At 71.2% G+C, this 18,131-nt stretch carries 12 protein-coding genes; 6 read left to right on the top strand and 6 right to left on the bottom strand.

Translation table 11 applies throughout. The features are described 5' to 3' along the window. Nucleotides 1-1,056, top strand: coding sequence for an aldo/keto reductase (locus ACWGKJ_RS09110; RefSeq protein ID WP_385020655.1), 1,056 nt, complete (start codon nucleotides 1-3; stop codon nucleotides 1,054-1,056). Between the two features lie 525 nt (nucleotides 1,057-1,581). On the opposite strand, the gene ACWGKJ_RS09115 is transcribed toward ACWGKJ_RS09110, so the two are convergent. After that, a complete protein-coding gene (locus tag ACWGKJ_RS09115) occupies nucleotides 1,582-4,728 on the bottom strand; it encodes an AfsR/SARP family transcriptional regulator (protein WP_385020658.1) in 3,147 nt (1,048 codons plus the stop codon). A 420-nt stretch (nucleotides 4,729-5,148) separates the two neighbouring features. Here ACWGKJ_RS09115 and ACWGKJ_RS09120 point away from each other — a divergent pair, with 420 nt between their 5' ends. Next, entirely contained in the window at nucleotides 5,149-7,659 is a 2,511-nt protein-coding gene (locus ACWGKJ_RS09120) for a tetratricopeptide repeat protein (RefSeq protein ID WP_385020661.1), read from the top strand. Nucleotides 7,660-7,686: 27 nt separating this feature from the next. Here the strand turns inward: ACWGKJ_RS09120 and ACWGKJ_RS09125 are convergent, their stop codons facing one another. Together ACWGKJ_RS09125 and ACWGKJ_RS09130 are read right to left on the bottom strand one after the other, a co-directional pair. Then, nucleotides 7,687-8,673, bottom strand: a complete 987-nt coding sequence (locus ACWGKJ_RS09125; RefSeq protein WP_385020664.1) for an SMP-30/gluconolactonase/LRE family protein — start codon at nucleotides 8,671-8,673, stop codon at nucleotides 7,687-7,689. A 157-nt stretch (nucleotides 8,674-8,830) separates the two neighbouring features. After that, the gene (locus tag ACWGKJ_RS09130) at nucleotides 8,831-9,688 is read right to left on the bottom strand and encodes an SDR family oxidoreductase (RefSeq protein ID WP_385020667.1); all 858 of its coding nucleotides are present in this window, start codon (nucleotides 9,686-9,688) and stop codon (nucleotides 8,831-8,833) included. Nucleotides 9,689-9,830: 142 nt separating this feature from the next. On the opposite strand from ACWGKJ_RS09130, the gene ACWGKJ_RS09135 reads away from it, so the two are divergent. After that, nucleotides 9,831-10,235: a winged helix-turn-helix transcriptional regulator gene (locus ACWGKJ_RS09135; protein ID WP_385020670.1), complete on the top strand. Its 405-nt coding sequence runs from the start codon at nucleotides 9,831-9,833 to the stop codon at nucleotides 10,233-10,235. A gap of 157 nt (nucleotides 10,236-10,392) precedes the next feature. Here the strand turns inward: ACWGKJ_RS09135 and ACWGKJ_RS09140 are convergent, their stop codons facing one another. From ACWGKJ_RS09140 to ACWGKJ_RS09150, 3 genes are all read right to left on the bottom strand, one after another. After that, nucleotides 10,393-11,172, bottom strand: coding sequence for a hypothetical protein (locus ACWGKJ_RS09140; protein ID WP_385020673.1), 780 nt, complete (start codon nucleotides 11,170-11,172; stop codon nucleotides 10,393-10,395). After that, a complete protein-coding gene (locus ACWGKJ_RS09145) occupies nucleotides 11,169-12,410 on the bottom strand; it encodes a hypothetical protein (protein ID WP_385020676.1) in 1,242 nt (413 codons plus the stop codon). The genes ACWGKJ_RS09140 and ACWGKJ_RS09145 overlap by 4 nt, the downstream gene beginning before the upstream one ends. 187 nt (nucleotides 12,411-12,597) lie before the next feature. After that, complete coding sequence (locus tag ACWGKJ_RS09150; protein WP_385020678.1) at nucleotides 12,598-14,469, bottom strand: glycoside hydrolase family 2 protein; 1,872 nt, start codon at nucleotides 14,467-14,469, stop codon at nucleotides 12,598-12,600. A gap of 147 nt (nucleotides 14,470-14,616) precedes the next feature. Between ACWGKJ_RS09150 and ACWGKJ_RS09155 the strand changes: the two genes are divergently transcribed. The 3 genes from ACWGKJ_RS09155 to ACWGKJ_RS09165 all read left to right on the top strand — a co-directional run bounded on the left by ACWGKJ_RS09155 (nucleotide 14,617) and on the right by ACWGKJ_RS09165 (nucleotide 18,131). Further along, entirely contained in the window at nucleotides 14,617-15,636 is a 1,020-nt protein-coding gene (locus tag ACWGKJ_RS09155) for a LacI family DNA-binding transcriptional regulator (protein ID WP_385020820.1), read from the top strand. A 183-nt stretch (nucleotides 15,637-15,819) separates the two neighbouring features. Beyond that, entirely contained in the window at nucleotides 15,820-17,160 is a 1,341-nt protein-coding gene (locus ACWGKJ_RS09160) for an extracellular solute-binding protein (protein ID WP_385020681.1), read from the top strand. 11 nt (nucleotides 17,161-17,171) lie between these two features. After that, nucleotides 17,172-18,131, top strand: a complete 960-nt coding sequence (locus tag ACWGKJ_RS09165; RefSeq protein ID WP_385020683.1) for a carbohydrate ABC transporter permease — start codon at nucleotides 17,172-17,174, stop codon at nucleotides 18,129-18,131.

An 18,131-nucleotide genomic window follows, 5' to 3' on the forward strand; every position in this document is an offset into this window, starting at 1 on the left:
ATGCGTTACACACTGTTCGGCAGGACCGGTCTGCGCGTCAGCGAGCTCAGCCTGGGCGCCATGACCATCGGCGAGGAGTGGGGCTGGGGCGCCGACAAGGAGACGAGCGCTCGCATCGTCAACGCCTACGCGGAGGCGGGCGGCAACTTCATCGACACCGCCAACAACTACACCGAGGGCAGTTCGGAGCTCATTCTCGGGGAACTGCTGGAGGGGCGCAGGGACCGGTTCGTGCTGGCGACCAAGTACAGCTGCACGACCGACCCCGACGACGTCAACTCGGCGGGCAACCACCGCAAGAACCTGGTGCGGTCGGTGGAGGCCAGCCTCGGCCGGCTGCGCACCGACCGGGTGGACGTCCTGTGGGTGCACGCCCGCGACAACTTCACCCCGGTCGACGAGGTGATGCGCGCCCTGGACGATCTGGTCAGGTCGGGAAAGGTGCAGTACATCGGCGTTTCGGACTGGCCGGCCTGGGAGATCGCACAGGCGAACACCCTGGCCGAACTGCGCGGCTGGACCTCCTTCGCGGGCTCCCAGCTCCGCTACAACCTGCTGGAGCGCACACCGGAGCGCGAGCTCCTGCCGCAGGCCCGCGCCTTCGACCTGGCAGTACTGGCCTGGGCGCCGCTCGCGGCGGGCAAGCTCACCGGCAAGTACCGCAGGGGTGAGACCGGCCGCCTGGACGGCTCAGGCGCGGACGGCCGGAACGACCACGAGGACGCCGTGATCACCGCGGTACTGGAGGTGGCCGAGCAGGGCGGCTGGTCCCCGGCCCAGGTGGCACTGGCCTGGCTGCGCAGCCGGCCGGGCAATGTCATCCCCATCGTCGCGGCCACCAGGGAGAACCAGCTGACGGACAATCTGGCCTCGGTCGATGTCCGCCTGGACGCCGGAGCCCTGGCCCGTCTGGACGAGGTGAGCGCCGTGCCGCTCGGCTTCCCGCACGACTTCCTGCGGGAGCCCGGCATCACCCGGAGCTTCTACGGGGACCGCTGGGCCGAGATCGACGACCGCCGCTCCACCTACCGGCGCACCACGGGCGAGGTCCTCTGACGAGGGGGGAGCGTGCGGGCCCTTGGGGACCCTGAGTGTGACCCGCTCCGGGCCCCGGTCGGCCTTCCCGCCGGGGCACCGGCGAGCTGCGCCGAGCTCCGGCGGGGAAAGGTACAGGCCTTTCAGGAAACAGCTGATGGATGTATCTGAGATATCCCCGTCAGGACATAGGTCATGCATACAAAAGCGGTACAGAAAAGCGTCACGTTCACCCACCTGTATTGTGTGCGGGCAGCCCGAATCGATTCGTTCGCCCTCAGAAATTGCACCGGGAATACCTCTTGCGTCGGCGGTCTCATCCAGACGCGTGCGAGCGCACGACGCATTCACCCCGAGGAGAAGCGGCGCCTTCACCCTCTCGCCGCAATCTTATCCCTACCAAGACGCCCGTCCGACACACGGGACCCGCCACCGGATCCCATGATCGACCTAAATCACCCACTCCTCGCATATGGGCGCTGTGAACCTCTCGAATTCATCGGTCCAGCCCCGGGAAACCATCCGGACGGCCGCAGTCGGGGTCGCTCAACCCCTGCGCCGGCCCAGTCGGCCGAGCGCCTTCAGGGCGCGGGTCTCGTCGGAACGCGCGCCGATCCGGCGGCTGATCGACAGACTCTCCTCCAGGTGCACCGCGACCTGGCCGATACGCCCGGTGTCCTGCTCGGCCTGGGCCAAGTCGTAAAGAACTCCGGCTACTTCACCTGCGGCGCCGATCCGCCGCATCACCGCGAGAGCGGCGATGTGCTGAGGCAGAGCCCGCTCGGCGAGGCCGGCCGCGCGGTAGGCCCGGCCGGTGCCGTTGAGGGCGACGCCCTCCCCTCTGAGGTCCCCCACGCCCCGCAGCGCCGGCAGCGACTTTCCATAGAGGACGAGGGCTTCCTCGGTTTTTCCGAGAGCGGCCAGAACACTCGCGAGATTCATCTGGAGTGTGGCGCGGTCTCCTCTTCCCACCATTGCCTTGGAGAGATCTATGGCTTCTCGGTAAGCACGTTCGGCGGCTTCCAGATCGCCACTCTTCTGCCTCAGCTCCGCGACGTTGTTGAGGGTTCGGTATCTCCCCCTGTCATCGGCCGCGTCCGTGAATACGACAAGGGCGCGGAGGAAATAGTCGAGCGCCGTTTCGTCATGGTCCAGATGGAGATGGGTAATACCGAGAAGATTGTAGCTGCGCCCTACCTGGACGGCGTCATTCGACTGCAGCCGCAGACTCAGTGACCTTTCCTGCAGCGTCTGCGCAAGAACGTACTGTCCGGTGTGCCAGAGCGGAATCGACAGTTGGTGGATCGATTCGCTCTCCAGCTCCGAATCGCCGAGGGCCCGCGCGATCCCCAGGGCCTCCGAGGCCGTCGCGTGCCCCTCCCCGTACTCACCGCGGTGGACACAGACCCCGCTCAGATCGAGAAGCGCACGCGCCCGCGCCGCGTCGTCGCCCGTGGCGCGCCAGTGCTCCACAGCTCGGCGCAGCAGCGGTTCCGCGGTGCCGAGGTGGCCCTCCACATCCAAAAAACCGGCCAATATGTTGGCGCAGAGGGCGAGTTGGCGTTCCGAACCATGCCTGCGGACCCGGTCGAGCGCCGCCAGCACGTTGGCGCCCTCGGTGATCAGCCACTGCTCGGCCGCATGCGCGTCGGGCATCTCGGGTCCGGGTGACTCGGGGAGTCCGGAAGCGGCGGCGATACGCGAACGGAAGGGGTAGGCGAGCCGGTCGGCACGGACGGCGAGACGCAGGTAATGATCCACCAGCCGTTCGAGCGCCCTACGGGAGTCGTCCCGGCTGTCCACACGCACCGTACGGACGCCGGAACCGGAATCGGGATCAGCACCGGAAACGGAATCGGAATCGGTATGGAGTTCCGCACCGGGATCGTCACGTAATTCGGACTCGTCATCGATCAGCGTACGGGCGTACGCACGCAGCAGATCATGCAGGGTGAAGCGGTGCGGTGAGGGCTCGGTAATGAGGTGGTGGGCGTGGAGTTCCTCGACCGCGCGCGCGGCCGTACCGAAAGGGAGACCGGTGAGCGCGACGACCGCATACGTATCGAATTCCAGCCCGAAGTGCAGACCGATACGGCGGAACACCAACTGCTGGACCGGGGTCAGCGCACGGTAGGACTGGGCGAACACATGGGAGACCGATCTTTCCCCGTCCCGCATTTCGGAAAGCTCTCCGCTGCCGCCGGTCAACTGCTCAAGGAGGTCGGCCGTGGTCCACGACGGCCGGAGCAGCAGCCGGCTCGCCACCAGTTCGATAGCGAGGGGCAGATAGTCGCATATACGAACTATTCGCTCGATGTCCGCGCCCCGGCCGGTGCCGCCCCGGCCGGTGCCGCCGCGTCCGCCGAGCCGCTGCTCGAAGAGCGCGATCGCATCCCCGCGCGGCAGCACGTCGAGCGAGACGGGCCGGACACCCGGGAGGCCGGGAAGCCGCTGCCGGCTGGTGACGATGACCGCCGTCGGGGACGCGCCCGGAAGCAGGGGCCGGACCTGGGCCGGTCCAGCGGCGTCGTCCAGGATCACCACCATCCGGCGGTCCCGTACGGAGGCCCGCCACAGGGAACTCAACTCCTCCTCACCGTCGGGCAGTTCGACAGCCGGTATGTCGAGCAGCCGCAGCAGTTCGGTGAGGGCATGGGCAGCTGTCAGCGGCGCCCGCCCGGAGACATGTCCTCGCAGATGTATGTAAATCCTGCCGTCCGGGAACCGTTCCCGCAGTTGGTGCCCGAGATGGACCGCCATGGATGTCTTTCCCACACCCCCCATCCCGTCGATCGCCTCGATCCGCACGACGGGCGCGGTGGTGCCGTCCCCCTCACAGAGCGCGGCGGTCAGCTGCCGCAGTTCGTCCCGGCGCCCCACCCATGGGATGTCGCGCGGCAGGTTGTCCGGGACCACGCGCCCGGGGCGTGAGGGCCGGTGCGTTCCGCTGCCGGCCCGCAGGAGCAGCGCAGCGGCCGGGGTGCCCGAGAGGATGCCCTGGTGCACCCGGCGCAGCCGCCGTCCCGCGTCCAGGCCGATGTCACGGACGACGCGCTGCCGCGTCCGTTGCAGCAGCCTGGTCGCCTCGGCGGCGCGGCTGCTGCCGTAGAGGGCGAGGGCGAGCTGCTCGGCCAGCGCCTCGTCGACCGGGTGCTCACCGAAGAGCGGCATCAGTACCGGGACGGCCTCGGCGAACTTCCCCGCCTCCATGAGGATTTCGGCGTACACCCGGGCGCCCGCGAGACGGCTCTCACCGACCGTGCCGCGCAGTGCGGCAGCCCAGTCCCCGGCCATTCCGGCCAGCGGTTCACCGCGCCAGAGGCCCGCCGCCGCGTCCAGCAGACGCATCGCCTCGGTCCCGTCGCCGCTGTCCCGCAGAGAACGCGCCTGCTCGACACAGCTCGTGTAGCGGCGCAGGTCCACCCGGTCGGGGTCGATGTCCAGCACATACGCGTTCGTACGGCTGACGACCTGGGGTGCCCCGTCCCCTGCGGCCCTCAGGGCCCGTCTGATGCGCGAGACATGAACATGCAGGGCTTCTCTGGCCTTTGCGGGCGGATTCTCGTCCCAGATCCGGTGGACCAGCGTGTCCACGCCCACGGTACGGCTCGCGTCCCAGGCCAGGGCGGCGAGCGCCAGCCGCGTTTTGGTGGAACCGAGATCACCGGGCCGGCCGGCGGCCCCTACCTCCACCGATCCTGAAAGTCGAATCTCACACTCCACCAGCGTCCCTCCGCCGGTCCGGCCCGCTATGGGCCGGGCATTCGAGAGTGACACGGCGGAGCGCCCATGGCTATATGAGCCCGGCCTGCGTCCTGTTGAAGTCCGAAACTGACTTCTGGCTGAGCAATTCTGTTCATCTACGCCATGGAGCGGGAATGCCTCTCCTGGTCGACGCAGGACGTTGCCGCATTTCCACATATGCTTCTGGCATATTCACCTTCGGATACCGCCCAGCAGGTCCCGGTCGGCCCGACGAGGTCCCGACCAGGAACCCACTCCCGACCAGGCATCGACGCCAAACCGACGCAGGAATCACTCAGGAGCACGACCGACCGACAGCACCACCGACTCGCTTACTGCCCGCCGCGCTGTTCAGGGAGGTTGGGAGACGTGTCCACTCCGGAGTCCGGCAGAGCGACGGCGCTGCTGTCGTCCCTGGTCGCCCATGGAACCGAACGGGCCTCCCCCGCCTGGCGGGAGCTGGGCCGGATCGCGCGCGCCGTAGCCGGTCAGGACCCCGCCGTGGCCCGGCTATGGCCCTCTGAGGACGTACAGACGGACGCCCCGGAGGATCCACCGGCGGACGGGGCGGCCGACGCCGTGCCGGTGGATCCGCTCCAGGACATGGCACGACTGGCCACCGTCCTCGCCGATGCGGCGAGGACCGACGTCCGTACGGCGCGCACGGTGGACGACTGGTTACGGCGTTACGGGCCCGGTCAGGAACCGGCCGCCCACACCAACACCATCGGCGGGGCAGCCGTTCTGCACGGGCCGAGTGTGCAGGCCCGCGACATCCAGGGCGGCGTCCACTTCCACCAGCCTGCCGGGCAGGACAGCGCCCGCCCCCCGGTGCCCCGCCAACTGCCGCCGGTCAGAAAGCCGTTGATAGCCCGGGAGAGCGATGTGCGCGCCCTGGACCGGCTCCGGGCGGGACACCCCGCGGGGACCCCGCAGCTGCTGGTGGTCAGCGGCTTCGCGGGCGTCGGAAAGACGACGCTCGCCTCGCACTGGCTGCACGGACTCGCCGACGACTTCCCGGACGGGCAGTTGTACGCCGACCTGGGCGGCCGGGCGGCGGCAGCGGAGTACGGGGAAGGCCCCGTACCGGCCGCCGCCGTACTCGAAGGGTTCCTGTACGCGCTCGGGGTGGGCTCCGTACCGGTGGACACCGCTCAACGCATCGCGCTCTGGCGGTCGTTGACTTCCGGGCTGCGTCTGGCCGTACTGCTCGACGACGCGTACACATCGGCTCAGGTGCGTCCCCTGCTCCCGGGTGCGCCCGCAGGACTCACCGTGGTGACGAGCCGGAGCCACCTCACAGGGCTCCAGGTCGACGGTGCCGCCGTGCACCGACTCGGCGCCCTCGCACCCGACTCCGCGGTCGAGCTGCTCGCCAGGGGCGGGGGCGGGCAGCGTGTCCTCCAGGACCCGGAGGGCGCGCGTGAAGTGGTCGCCCTCTGCGGGTATCTGCCACTGGCCGTCTGCCTCGCCTCCGCCCAGCTCGCCGCGCGCCCGCACCACACCCTGTCCGCCCTGGCCCGCAGCCTGTCCCGGGGCCGGGGGCCGCTCGACGCACTCCGCGTGGAGGGAGAGGCCGTGGTGCGTACAGCGCTGGATCTGTCCTACCGGCTGCTGACCGGCAGCGGCGCCGCTCTCTACCGGCGGATGGGCCTGCTGCCCGCCGACCGCTTCGACCTCTCCCTGCTGACGGCGGTCGGCACGGACCCCCCTGAGCCGTCCGGCCCGGCCGGCCCGGACGGCTGGGAGCACTCCGCCGACGCCGACCTGGCCATCGGCGCCCTGCTGGAGGCGAACCTCCTGGAGGAGACGGGCCCAGGGACCTACCGCTTCCACGACCTCGTACGCCCCCACGCCCGTCTCATCGCCGAGACGCGGGAGAGCCCCGCACAGCGCGAGCGCACCCTCCGCCGCTTCGTGGACTGGTGTCTGGCCTCCGCGACCGCGGCGGAGAGCATCCTCACCCCCGGCCACCGGCTGCCCGCCCGACCCGCCACGGTGCCGGGCGTCGTACCCGCCGCCCTCAGCACCCCCGCCGATGCGCTGGCCTGGCTGGACACGCACCGCAACAGCCTGCTGGGAGCGGTACGGCACTGCGCCCGCGCCGGATGGCACACCGCCTGCTGGCAGTTGACCGACGCCGCCTGGCCGCTCTTCGTACGGTTGCGGCCCCGGGAGATGTGGATCGAGACGCACCGCACCGGGCTCGCCGCCGCGCGTTCCGACGGATCCCGGGAGGGCGAGGGGCGGATGCTGACGTCCGGGGCGATCGGGCTGCGCGACGCGGGCCGTTACGCGGAGGCCGCCGACTGGTACGCCCAGGCGCTGGAACACGCCACGGCCGACGGCGACCTACGCCAGCAGGCCCAGGCGATCAACGGACTCGGCCACATCAGTCTGCTCACCCACCACTACGACGACGCCCGCGCGCACTTCGAAACGGCCCTGCGCATGAGGGAGTCGGCCGGATACGCACGAGGCGCCGCCCTCTCCCGGCGGCGCCTGGGCGAGACCGCACTGGCGGCGGGAGACCACCCGGCCGCCGCCGGGTATCTGGCCGCCGCGTGCACCGAGTTGGAGGCGCTGGGCGAGAGCTACGAGGCGGCCCGGGCCCTGGCCCTGCTCGGCCGCGCACTGGCAGGCGACGGCGACCACGACGGCGGCACCCGGCGGCTGCGCGAGGCGCTGGCGGCCTTCCGGTCGTCCGACGTCCGCTCCGCCCACTGGGAGGGGTATGCCCTGGAGTGGCTCGGCGAGGCCGCCGCCCGCCAGGGCGACACCGCGGAGGCGACCCGCTGCTACGAGGCCGCGCGCACCCTCTTCCTGCGCCTGAGCCCGGCCGACGCCGAGCGCCTGGCCGACCGGCTGCGCCATCGGTGAGGAGGACGCGGGCCGGGGGGGGCGGGGTCAGTGCAGGGGCAGGCTGGCGAGGGTGAAGACGGGGCTGGTCTGCGGGTCGCCGGAGAGGTAGGTGTCCATCTGGGAGTTGGTGACCAGCAGCCGGTGCCCGCTCACGGCGACGCCGGTGGTGGTGTCGGCGCCGGGGTAGGTGCGGGTGGCGACGGTGGTGGCCCGGGTGGCGTCGCCGGACAGGCGGAGGGTGGTGACCGTGTTGTTCACCGAGCGGGCGACGTACAGGGTGTTCCCGCGGCGTGTGATGCCGTCCGCGCTGGTCAGTGGTGGCGCGGCGATCTTGCGGAGGTCGCCGGTGGCGAGAGTGAGCCGGTAGAGGGCGCCGCTGTACCAGTAGCCGATGATCAGGGAGGTGCCGTCGGGGCTGGTGGTGATGCCGTTGGCGTTGGACTGGCCTGCCGTGTAGTCGGGGAGACGGTAGGCCGCGTGCAGGGTGCGGTGGGCGCCGGTGGCGGGGGCGTTCACCTCGGCGGCGGGGATCCGGTAGACCACGGCGCGGTAGGAGTCCGTGATGTAGACGTCGCCGTCGGGAGCGATGGCCGCGTCGTTGACGAGGGTTCTGCTGCCTGGGTCGGGCACCGTGTAGGTGGCGACCGGTCTGCCGGTGGTGGTGTAGACGAAGAAGCGCCCGGTGAAGGCACCGGCGACCAGCAGGCGGTGGCCGTCGGTCTTGATCCCGGTGACGCTGGTGCGGCCGTCCTGACCACCGGGCAGGAACGGGTGGAGCGTACGCGTCCCGACGCGCCCGCGGTAGACGGTGCCGTCGGCGATGCTGCCGGTGTAGATGTTCCGGTGGTCGGCCGCGACGCTTTCCGGGAAGGCCCGGTGGCCGTCGAGGGTGATCGAGTGGACGCGGCCGGTGCCGGGGTGGGCCGGCGCGGCAGCGGCGGGCACCGCGAGAGCGGCCAGGGCGGCCGACGCCGCGGCGAGGGCGAGCAGCGTCCGCCGCCCTGGGGAGTGTGCGGTGGTGCGGGAAGGCATGGTGGATCGGGGTCCTTCGGGTGAGGGGTGTACGCGGCCGACAGGCAGCGGCCCAGGCTTCAACCGCCGTACAACGGCCGCGACTTCGGCAACGGCGATGGAAACAGCGGCGGCAAGGAGGCGCGGTGGCAGCGACGGGCGAGGGTGTGGTGGCCGGTCAGCGCAGGGCGTCGGCGATCGCGTCGGCCAGCGGGGTGGTCGGGCGGCCGATCAGACGGCGCAGGTCGCCGGAGGTGGTGAGCAGTTCGTCGCGGCTCATGCCGAGATCGGCGTCGGCCAGCACCCCCGCCAGCTCCGCCGGCAGCCCGGCGTCGGTCAGTGCGTGGGCGAACGCGTCGGCCGCGAGGTCGGTGTAGGTGACCTGCCGCCCGGCGGCTGTCGAGAGCGCCGCGGCGAGACCGGCCAGGGTGAACGCCTCGTCGCCGCCCAGCTCGTACACCCGGCCGGCGTGGCCTTCGGTGGTCAGCACGGTCGCGGCCGCATCGGCGTAGTCGGCGCGGGCGGCGGCGCTGATCCTTCCCCGGCCGGCTGCTCCGACCAGGGTGTTCTCGCGCAGGATCTGCGGCAGTCGACCGGTGTAGTTCTCCAGATACCAGCTGTTGCGCAGCAGCACGCTGGGGACCGCGCGCTCACGCAGGTACTCCTCCGTGGCGCGGTGGGTGGCGGCCAGGATCGTGGTGGCCGTATCGGCGTGCGACATGCTCGTGTACGCCACCAGCTGCACGCCTGCCGCCACTGCGGCGTCGATGGCGCGGCGGTGGTTGGCGACCCGCTCGTCCACCGTCGTGGTCGAGATCAGCAGCAGCCTGTCCGCTCCCGCGAAAGCCGCCGCGAGGCTGTCGGGGTCGGCGAAATCGGCCCGGCGCACCACCACACCGCGGTCGGCGAGTTCCTTCAGCCGGGTGGTGTCGCGGCTGGTGGCGACGATGTCCGAGGCCGGCACCCCGCGGCGCAGCAGTGCCTCGACGGTGAGCCTGCCCAACTGCCCGGAGGCACCGGTGACCACGATCGACATGGGATCCACCCCTGATTCTTGGTTTCGGTTCCGCCGCGGACCTCCCGCGGCTGGATCCCACCCTTCCTCCGATACTCGCTATTGGTAAGTAGCCACCTTGTCGTAAGGTGGCAACCCGGACGAAAGCATCGAGGTGAGCGTCGTGTCGGTCGACAAGAATGTGACGGGCCCCACAGCGGCGTTGTCAGATCCGTACGTGCGCGGCTGCCCGTCGCGGGATCTGCTCGACCAGATCGGCAGCAAGTGGGCCGTCCTGGTGCTGGGGGAGCTCGGCCGGGAGGGGGCGTGCCGGTTCACCCGGCTGCGGCAGCGGCTGGCCGGGGTGAGCGAGAAGATGCTCACCCAGACCCTGCGCACCCTGGAACGCGACGGCCTGGTCCTGCGGACGGTGTACGCGCAGGTGCCGCCCCGCGTGGAGTACGAGTTGACCGATCTCGGCCAGACTCTGCGGGAGCCGCTGAAGGCGCTCACGCAGTGGTCCGTGGGGCATGTAGCGGAGGTTGTCGCTGCCCGCGAGGACTACGACACCCGCATTCAGGCCGGCTGAACGACCGTACGCTGACGGCCGGTCACCGGATTCCGCGCGCTCGGGTGACGGCCGGGGCACGCAGGGAAGAAGCCCTGGCACACGCCGCCGCGCGGCTCCCCGCCACGACGGCTCGCGCGGCTTCCCGGCGCTCCTTCCCCGACCGTCGGCGCCCCCCTCAGCCGCGGCCCCGCGGCCCCGTGGGCCCCACCGACCGGAGCGCTTCGGGCGTGCCGCCCGCCACCAGCCAGGCGTGCAGCACCGAAGCGACGACGTGCGGTGGTACCAGGAGGCCGGGGACCGTCCGGATCGGCCGGACCGGCGGTGCACCGGCGCCGGTCCCGGCCGCGCGCACACCGAGTACGAGGGCGTTCCCGGCGGCCGGCACCGCCGCGACGAGGGAGCCGGGGTACCGCGACATCAGTGCGCCCACCCGGTGGTGGGCCCACTCCACCGGCAACGGCTCCCCGGTGACGAGCACATCCGCGTACTCGGCGTGGGCGATGCCGTGCTCCACGTACTCGGCATGAGCGATGCCGTGCCCCGCTTCCTCGGCGGGCCTCGTGTACTCAGCGGGCCCCGCGTACTCCACCCGCCCCGCACACCCGACGCGTCCCGTGTGCCTCCTCCGCCGTGGTGCGTCCGGATTCGCCCGCAGATGGACGTCGGCCGCGCCCGGACCGCGGAACCGTGGCCGGCTCCCGGGGAGCGGGACCGCCACCGCGAGCAGGACAGAGGCCCGACCGTGACCGGTCGTCGACCGCCAGCCGACGGAGACCGGGAAGACGGCCACGGGCGCCTCGCTCCGGTCCCCGGGCAGGTCCGGCAGGAACCCCGTGACCGTGGCTCCGGCCCGGGGCGTCCCGAACCGGACCGCGCACCAGGAGACGTCCGGCGGGGTCGCCCCGTACAGCTCCGTCCCCCCGGCGCGTACGGTCGGGGCGGGCCGGGCCGTCACAGCGCCACCCCCAGGCCGTCGCCCTCCCACCGGTCCAGCGGTGGCGGGGTCGGCAGCGGGGGTACCGCGGGTGCCCAGGCCGGTTCGCCCAGCCGCAGCAGCCGGTAGAGGAGCGTGCGCATCCGCCGGTGGAACTGGCCGGGCGCCGACGACAGCAGCGCGGCCACCTCCGCGTACCGGCCGGGGACGTACTGCTCGGCGGCGTACCGCAGTTGCCCCGCGAGGGGATGGGCCGGGGAGACCGCGGGGGCGAGGGTGGCCAGGAGCGCCGCCGGTGACGAGGCGGAGATCTCCCGCCTCGGTCCCGGTGTGAGCAGCAGGGCGGCCCGGGTGAGCGTCCCGTACGCGGTCAGGGAACCGTGGTCACCGATGATCCAGTCGGCCGCGATGAGCGGAACCTGCCAGTCCGCTTCCGGCGGCACCACGGCGATCCCCCGGGCCCGGCAGCCCGCGAGCCAGCTGCGCACCTGCCAGCTGCCGTGTCCCGCGAAGACGTTCGGGTGGAGCAGCAGGGCCACCCGGTAGCGGTGGGCGGGGAGTTGGCTGAGCAACTGCGGAAGCAGGGTGTCGAACCGGCCGAAGGTGGAGGTGGGCCCCCAGGTCGAGGTGACGATCACCAGCTGACGGCCCACTCCGACACCCAGCGCCCTGCGGAACTCCTCGCGCCGGTCCATCCCGGAGGTGATCCGGTCCACGCAGGGGTCGCCCACCACATGGGCCACCGGCAGCGCCTCGGGGCAGGAGTCGGCCAGCTCCCGCACGTCGCGCTCGTGCGCGTAGACGATGGCGGCCGGCCCCACCCGCCCCTCGTGGAGCAGATGCTGACGGCTCAGCATCCCCGGAGTGCGCTTCTCCCCCGGCGCCAGCACGGAGGTGTCGGTGAGCAGTTTGATGTGGCCGGCCCCGTGCGAGATCCGCACGACCGGCGCCCGTAACGCGTGCACACCGCGCGACCCGGCGGCCAGCGCCAGATCGAACTCGGCCCGCAGCGCCTGGTCCCAGGGCACGGTGGCGATGCCCAGGCTCCGCAGATACTGCGTGACGCCGCCGCCGAAGGCGTGCGGCGCCACGGTGAAGACCACCTGGATACGGAAGTCGGCCTCCAGCAGGCAGATGACTTCCTGGAGTCGCTGGGCGAAGGCCACGGTGTGCACGACGACCAGAATCCGTTTGCAGTCCGGTACGGTCAGCCACTGACCTTGCTCGATCAGCGCCGTTTTCGTGGTGTTGACAGACACAGTCGGTCCCCCATGTTCGTCGGCTGCGTGCAGCAGTCGAAGGGAGGGGTTCCCGGCCCGTACGGCACTTTCCTTGCAGTGGCCTTGCAGCAACCTTGCCCGCCCGGGATCAGGTCTCCGTCGAGCCCTCCCCGCCCCGGATCAGGTCTGGGGCCGGGCTCTCCGCACTCCGTCCGCGGGCTCCGCCTCAGGCGTCCCCGGACTCCTTCGCGCCCCCGTCCCCCGTGACGATCCGCCGGATCGTCTCCAGCGGCAGCTTCGGGGTGCCGTCCCGGAAGAGCAGGCCGTTCGTCTCCTGTGCGGTGTCCATGAACTGCGTGTAGCAGAACCCGGCGACCAGCGGGCTGTCCCGCAGTTCGGCGAAGAGCGTGCCGAGCAGTTCCGCGTACTGGGTGTCGGAGCTGGTCTGCGTGTAGAAGAAGTCCTCGTCGCCGCCCGCCAGCGAGAGGCCGCCGAACTCCGTGATCATCAGGGGTGCGTCGCCCGCGGCGAAGCGTGCGTCCTGCCGGTCCGAGAGGGAGATCCTCCGGCCCTGCGGGCCGCCGCCCGCCAGCACCGCCGCGAAGCCGGCCGCGTCCCCGTAGCGCTCCTTCAGCAGGGCGGGGTCGCTGGTGTAGTCGTGCACCCCCAGGATGTCGCTGTCGGTGTGCTCCCAGCCCTCGTTGGAGAGCACCGGACGCGACGGGTCCAGGGCCCGGGTCAGCGCGGCCAGGGCCATCGAGTACTGCTGCTGCGCCGGGTCCCGCGCGACGTCCGAGAAGCCCCAGCTCTCGTTGAAGGGCACCCAGGTGACGATCGACGGGTGGCTGCGGTCCCGGCGCACCAGGTCCAGCCACTCCCGGGTGAGCAGTTCGACGGCCTCCGTGCCGTACTCGTACGCCGCGCCCGTCTCGCCCCAGACGAGCAGGCCGAGCCGGTCGGCCCAGTACAGGAACCTCGGGTCCTCGGCCTTCTGGTGGACGCGGACCGCGTTGAAGCCCATCTCCTTGATCAGCTCGACCTCGCGGCGCAGTTCCGCGGTGCCGCTGTTGGCGAGCAGGGTGCGGGGGCGGTACCCCTGGTCGAGTACGGAACGTACGTAGTACGGGCGGTCGTTGAGCAGGAAAGCGCCACCTCCGACGCCCGCGCTGCGCAGGCCCAGATAGCTGTCGACCGCGTCCACGACATCCACCGCTTCCGCGTCCCCGGTGCCGGCCGGCCCGGACGCCTCCGGGTCGCGCACCGTGACCCGGGCGTCCACCAGGGTGGGTGACTCGGGGGTCCACCACAGGGCTTCCCGGTCGATTCCGTTGCGCAGGGCGTCCACCGCGATGTCGACCCGGACGCGGCGGCCCGTGGTGACGGTGGAGGTCTCGGCCAGCACCCGGTCACCTGCGCGCAGCACGATGTCGACCGTGAGCGGCCGGGGCAGCGGCCGGGCGAGGGCGATCTCCGCCACGACTCCGTACTGGGGGTCCGGGATCCAGGCCAGGTCGGTGATGTGCTGGCCGGGGACGGTCTCGGTCCAGACGCTCTGCCAGATGCCGGTGGTCCGCTCGTACCAGACGGCGTGCGGCCGCTCCTGCCAGTCCTGCTTGCCGCGCGGGACGCAGAGGTCGGCCGGGTCGTCCTCGGCGCGTACGACGAGTACGTGCTCGGTGGCGTCCGGGCGCATCGCCCCGGTCACATCGGCGGTGAACGGCGTCTGCCCGCCGGTGTGTTCGGCCACCAGCCGGCCGTCCAGCCAGACCCGGGCGCGGTGGTCGACCGCGCCGAAGTGGATCAGCGTACGGCCGCCGTCGGAGGCGGACGGGACCAGCGTCCCGTGGGCGATACGGCGGCGGTACCAGACGACCGGGTGCGGGGCGGTCTCACCTATGCCGGAAGCGGGTGCCTCGGGCGGGAAGGGGACCGTGATCTCCCGGTCGAACCCGCCGTCGGCGTCCACGGAGAACCACGCCTCGCGCTCGCCCGCGTCGGCGTCGTCGTATCCGAAGTCCCAGGCGCCGTCCAGGCTGTTCCACTGCTCACGGCACATGAGCGGCCTCGGATACGTGCCCTCCTGATCACTCGCCCTCACGGCTCCTCCTTCTGCCTCACCGGCCATCGGGTTTCGTACAATCGAATTCCGTTCATCATGAGTGAAGCTTTGCATCGTTGCAAGGAAACCGACCCGGGACACCGAACCCGGGGGACCGAGGGGGACGCGCCGGTGGGCAGGGTACGGATGCGGGATGTGGCCGAACACGCCGGTGTGTCGGTGCGGACCGTGTCCAACGTGGTCAGCGGCTACACCCATGTCAGCCCGGAGATGCGCGCCCGGGTCCAGCACTCGCTGGACACGCTGGGCTACAAGATGGACTACCTGGCCCGCGGCCTGCGTTCGGGCCGCACCGGATTCGTCGCGCTCGCCGTGCCCTACCTCGCCGAGCCCTACTTCGCCGAGCTGGCCCAGGCCGTCATCCGGGCCGCCGCCCGGCGGGGCATCACGGTGCTGGTCGAGTCGACGGAGGGCGACAGCGAGACGGAACGGCGCATCCTCGCGGGCGGTCTGACCAATGTGGCGGACGGCGTGCTGTTCAGCGCCCTGACCGTGCCGGCCGCCGATGTCGCGGCGACCCCGCCGGACTTTCCGCTGGTCATGCTGGGTGAGCACGATGTCGGCGACCGCTTCCCACGGGTCGGCATCGACAATGTCGCCGCGGCCCGCACCGCCGTGGAACACCTCCTGGAACAGGGCTGCCGCCGTATCGTCGCGCTCGGCAGGAACGGCAGCGAGAACGGCCGCCAGCGCGCCGACGGCTACCGGCAGGCCCTCTCGGCGGCCGGGGTACGGCGGGTGAACTGGCTGGTCGCGCCGGTGAAGGACTGGAACAGGGCCCAGGGTTACGAGGCCGTGCGGCAGCTCCTTGAGGGCAGCGGCCCGCTGCCGGACGCGGTCTTCGCCTTCAACGACGCGCTGGCCGTCGGCGCCCTGCACGCGCTGAACGCCTCCGGCGTCCGGGTGCCCGACGACGTCGCCCTGGCGAGCATCGACAACGTACCGGAGGCGGCGTACACCCACCCCCCGCTCACCTCCGTCGCACCGGATCTGGAGGCGATCGCGGAGCGCGCCCTCACCCTGCTCGACGAGCAGACCGGCCGACGGCCGGACGGCGGCAACTCCGGGGCCGCGGGGGCGCGGCAGGAGTCGACGCCCTTCCGGCTGGTCGTCCGCGCGTCCTCGCAGCGCCAGCCGGCCGGCTGACCGCCCGGCACACCTCCCAGGGCCTGGGGTCGAAGTGCCGCCTGCCGCGCGACGACAGACCCTCGTCCGCACCGGCCCGACCCCGGATATCACCTTCTTGCATCGATCTATTGCAACGATGTAAATCGTGTGCCAAGGTCTCGGCCATCGAGTTCACATCGAATGGACGAGGTGACTACCCCTATGAGCGGAGCGATGGCGCGCCGGCGCTTCCTGGCTCTCGGCGGCGGGCTGGCCCTGACCGGCGGGCTCTCCGCGTGCGCGTCCCCGCTGGCCTCAGGGCTGACGGGCTCCCAGCCCAACACCGCCGACGTGATCTTCTGGAACCTCTTCACGGGCGGCGACGGCGCCAACATGGTGCTGATGGAGAACGCCTTCCGCAAGGAGCACCCCGGTACGACGGTCGAGGCCACCATCCTGGGCTGGGGGAACCCGTACTACACCAAGCTGGCCCTGGCGACGGCGAGCGGTACCCCGCCCGATGTCGGCATCGCCCATCTCTCCCGGCTGCCGCTGCTCGCAGCCGCCGGGCTGCTGGAGCCGGTCTCCGAGACGGGCGTCGGCGACCTGGGTGTCACCCCGGACCGGTTCACCCCGGCGGCCTGGAAGAAGGCCACCGTGAACGGCACTCCGTACGCGGTCCCGCTGGACACCCACCCGTTCGTGCTGTTCTACAACACCGACCTGGCCAAGAAGGCCGGTCTGCTCAACGCCGCGGGTGACGGGCTGAAGCCGATGAAGGGCAGGGCCGCCTTCACCGACGCGGTGAAGGCGATGAAGGAGGCGGGCGCCCAGTACGGCGCCGCGATGTCCATCACCGCCGACCCGTCCACCGCCTGGCGCTGGTTCAGCATGATCTACTCCGGCCTCGCGGGCCCCCTGGTCACCGGCTCGGGGACCACGATCGACATCGACGCGGAGGCGATGCGGGAGACGTTCGACTTCATGCAGAGCCTCACCGGGCCGGGTCTGATGCCGAAGAGCCTCAACGGGTCGGGCGCCAACGCGCTGTTCAGTACCGGCAAGGCGGGCTTCCTCTTCGACGGCGAGTGGCAGATCCCCTCGTACCGGCTGGTCAAGGGATTGCGCTTCAACGTGGTGCCGTTCCCCGCGCTGCTCGGACCCGAGCCGGTGGCGTACGCCGACTCGCACGCGCTCGTCGTCCCGCGCAACCCGAACCGGACCTCCGCACGGACCGCGCACGCCGCGCGGTTCATCAAGAGCCTGCTCGACAACAGCGCGACCTGGGCGCACGGCGGCCATGTGCCCGCCTGGCTGCCCAGCCAGCGCAGCAAGGCGTTCCTCGGCCAGTCCCCGCAGCGCAACTACGTACAGGCGGCGTTCAACGCGAAGTACGACCCGGTCGCCTGGTACACGGGCGCAGGGTCCGACTTCCAGAACACCGTGGGCGCCACCATCATCGAGGTCCTCGCCGGACGGCTGGGGCCGAAGAAGGCCGTCGGCGCGATGCGGGCGGATCTGAAGCGCTACACCACGGCCCGACCACCGGTCACGATGAAGTAGGAGGCAGTTCCATGACGACCGTCGCCTCGACGCGGCCGGCCCCGGAGTCCGTACCCGTGCGGACCGCGCCCGACCGGCCGCCCCGCTCCGACCGGCGGGCGGGCCTGCTGCTCAGCACCCCGTTCCTGGTGGTCTATCTGCTGTTCCTGGGCGGCCCGCTGCTGATGGGTGTCGTGCTGAGCTTCTTCAACACGACCACCGTCAAGGACGGCCTCGGGGACTGGGTGGGGGTGTCCAACTACACCCAGGTGCTGAAGGACTCCCTCTTCTGGGACGCCATGTGGCACTCGGTGCTCTTCACCCTGATCACCACCCCGCTGCTGGTGGTGCTGGCGCTGCTCGTCGCCATCCTCGCCTCCCGGGTCCGGCGCGGCCGGCTCTTCTACCGTCTGGCGTTCTTCGCACCGTACGTGGTGCCGTCGTCCGTGGTCGCGCTGATCTTCCTGTGGATGTACACGCCCGAAGTGGGCCTGCTCCCCAAGCTGTTCGGCGCGGTCGGACTGCCGGTACCGGACTTCATCGGCAGCACGTCGGGCGGCTGGACCGCGGTGATCCTGATGACGCTGTGGTGGACGTTCGGCTTCAACTTCGTCCTCTACACGGCCGCGATCCAGGACGTCCCGCCGGATGTGTACGAGGCCGCCGCCATCGACGGGGCGAGCCCCTGGCAGCAGATCCGGCTGATCACCGTGCCGCTGCTGCGGCCGACCACCGGACTGGTGCTGATCCTGCAGATCCTGGCCTCGCTGAAGGTCTTCGACCAGATCTATCTGCTGCTCGCCGGCGGCCCGAACCAGTCGACACGGCCGGTCATCGAGTACATCTACGACACCGGGTTCACCTCCTACCGGGGTGGCTACGGCGCCGCGGCCACCATGGTCTATTTCGTCATCATCGTCGCGATCTCGTCAGCCTGGTACGTGCTGCGCCGCCGGTCCGCGACCCCCGCCGCGCCCCGCGCGGCGGCCTGA

It is taken from the genome of Streptomyces sp. NPDC054757 (genome assembly GCF_053612185.1).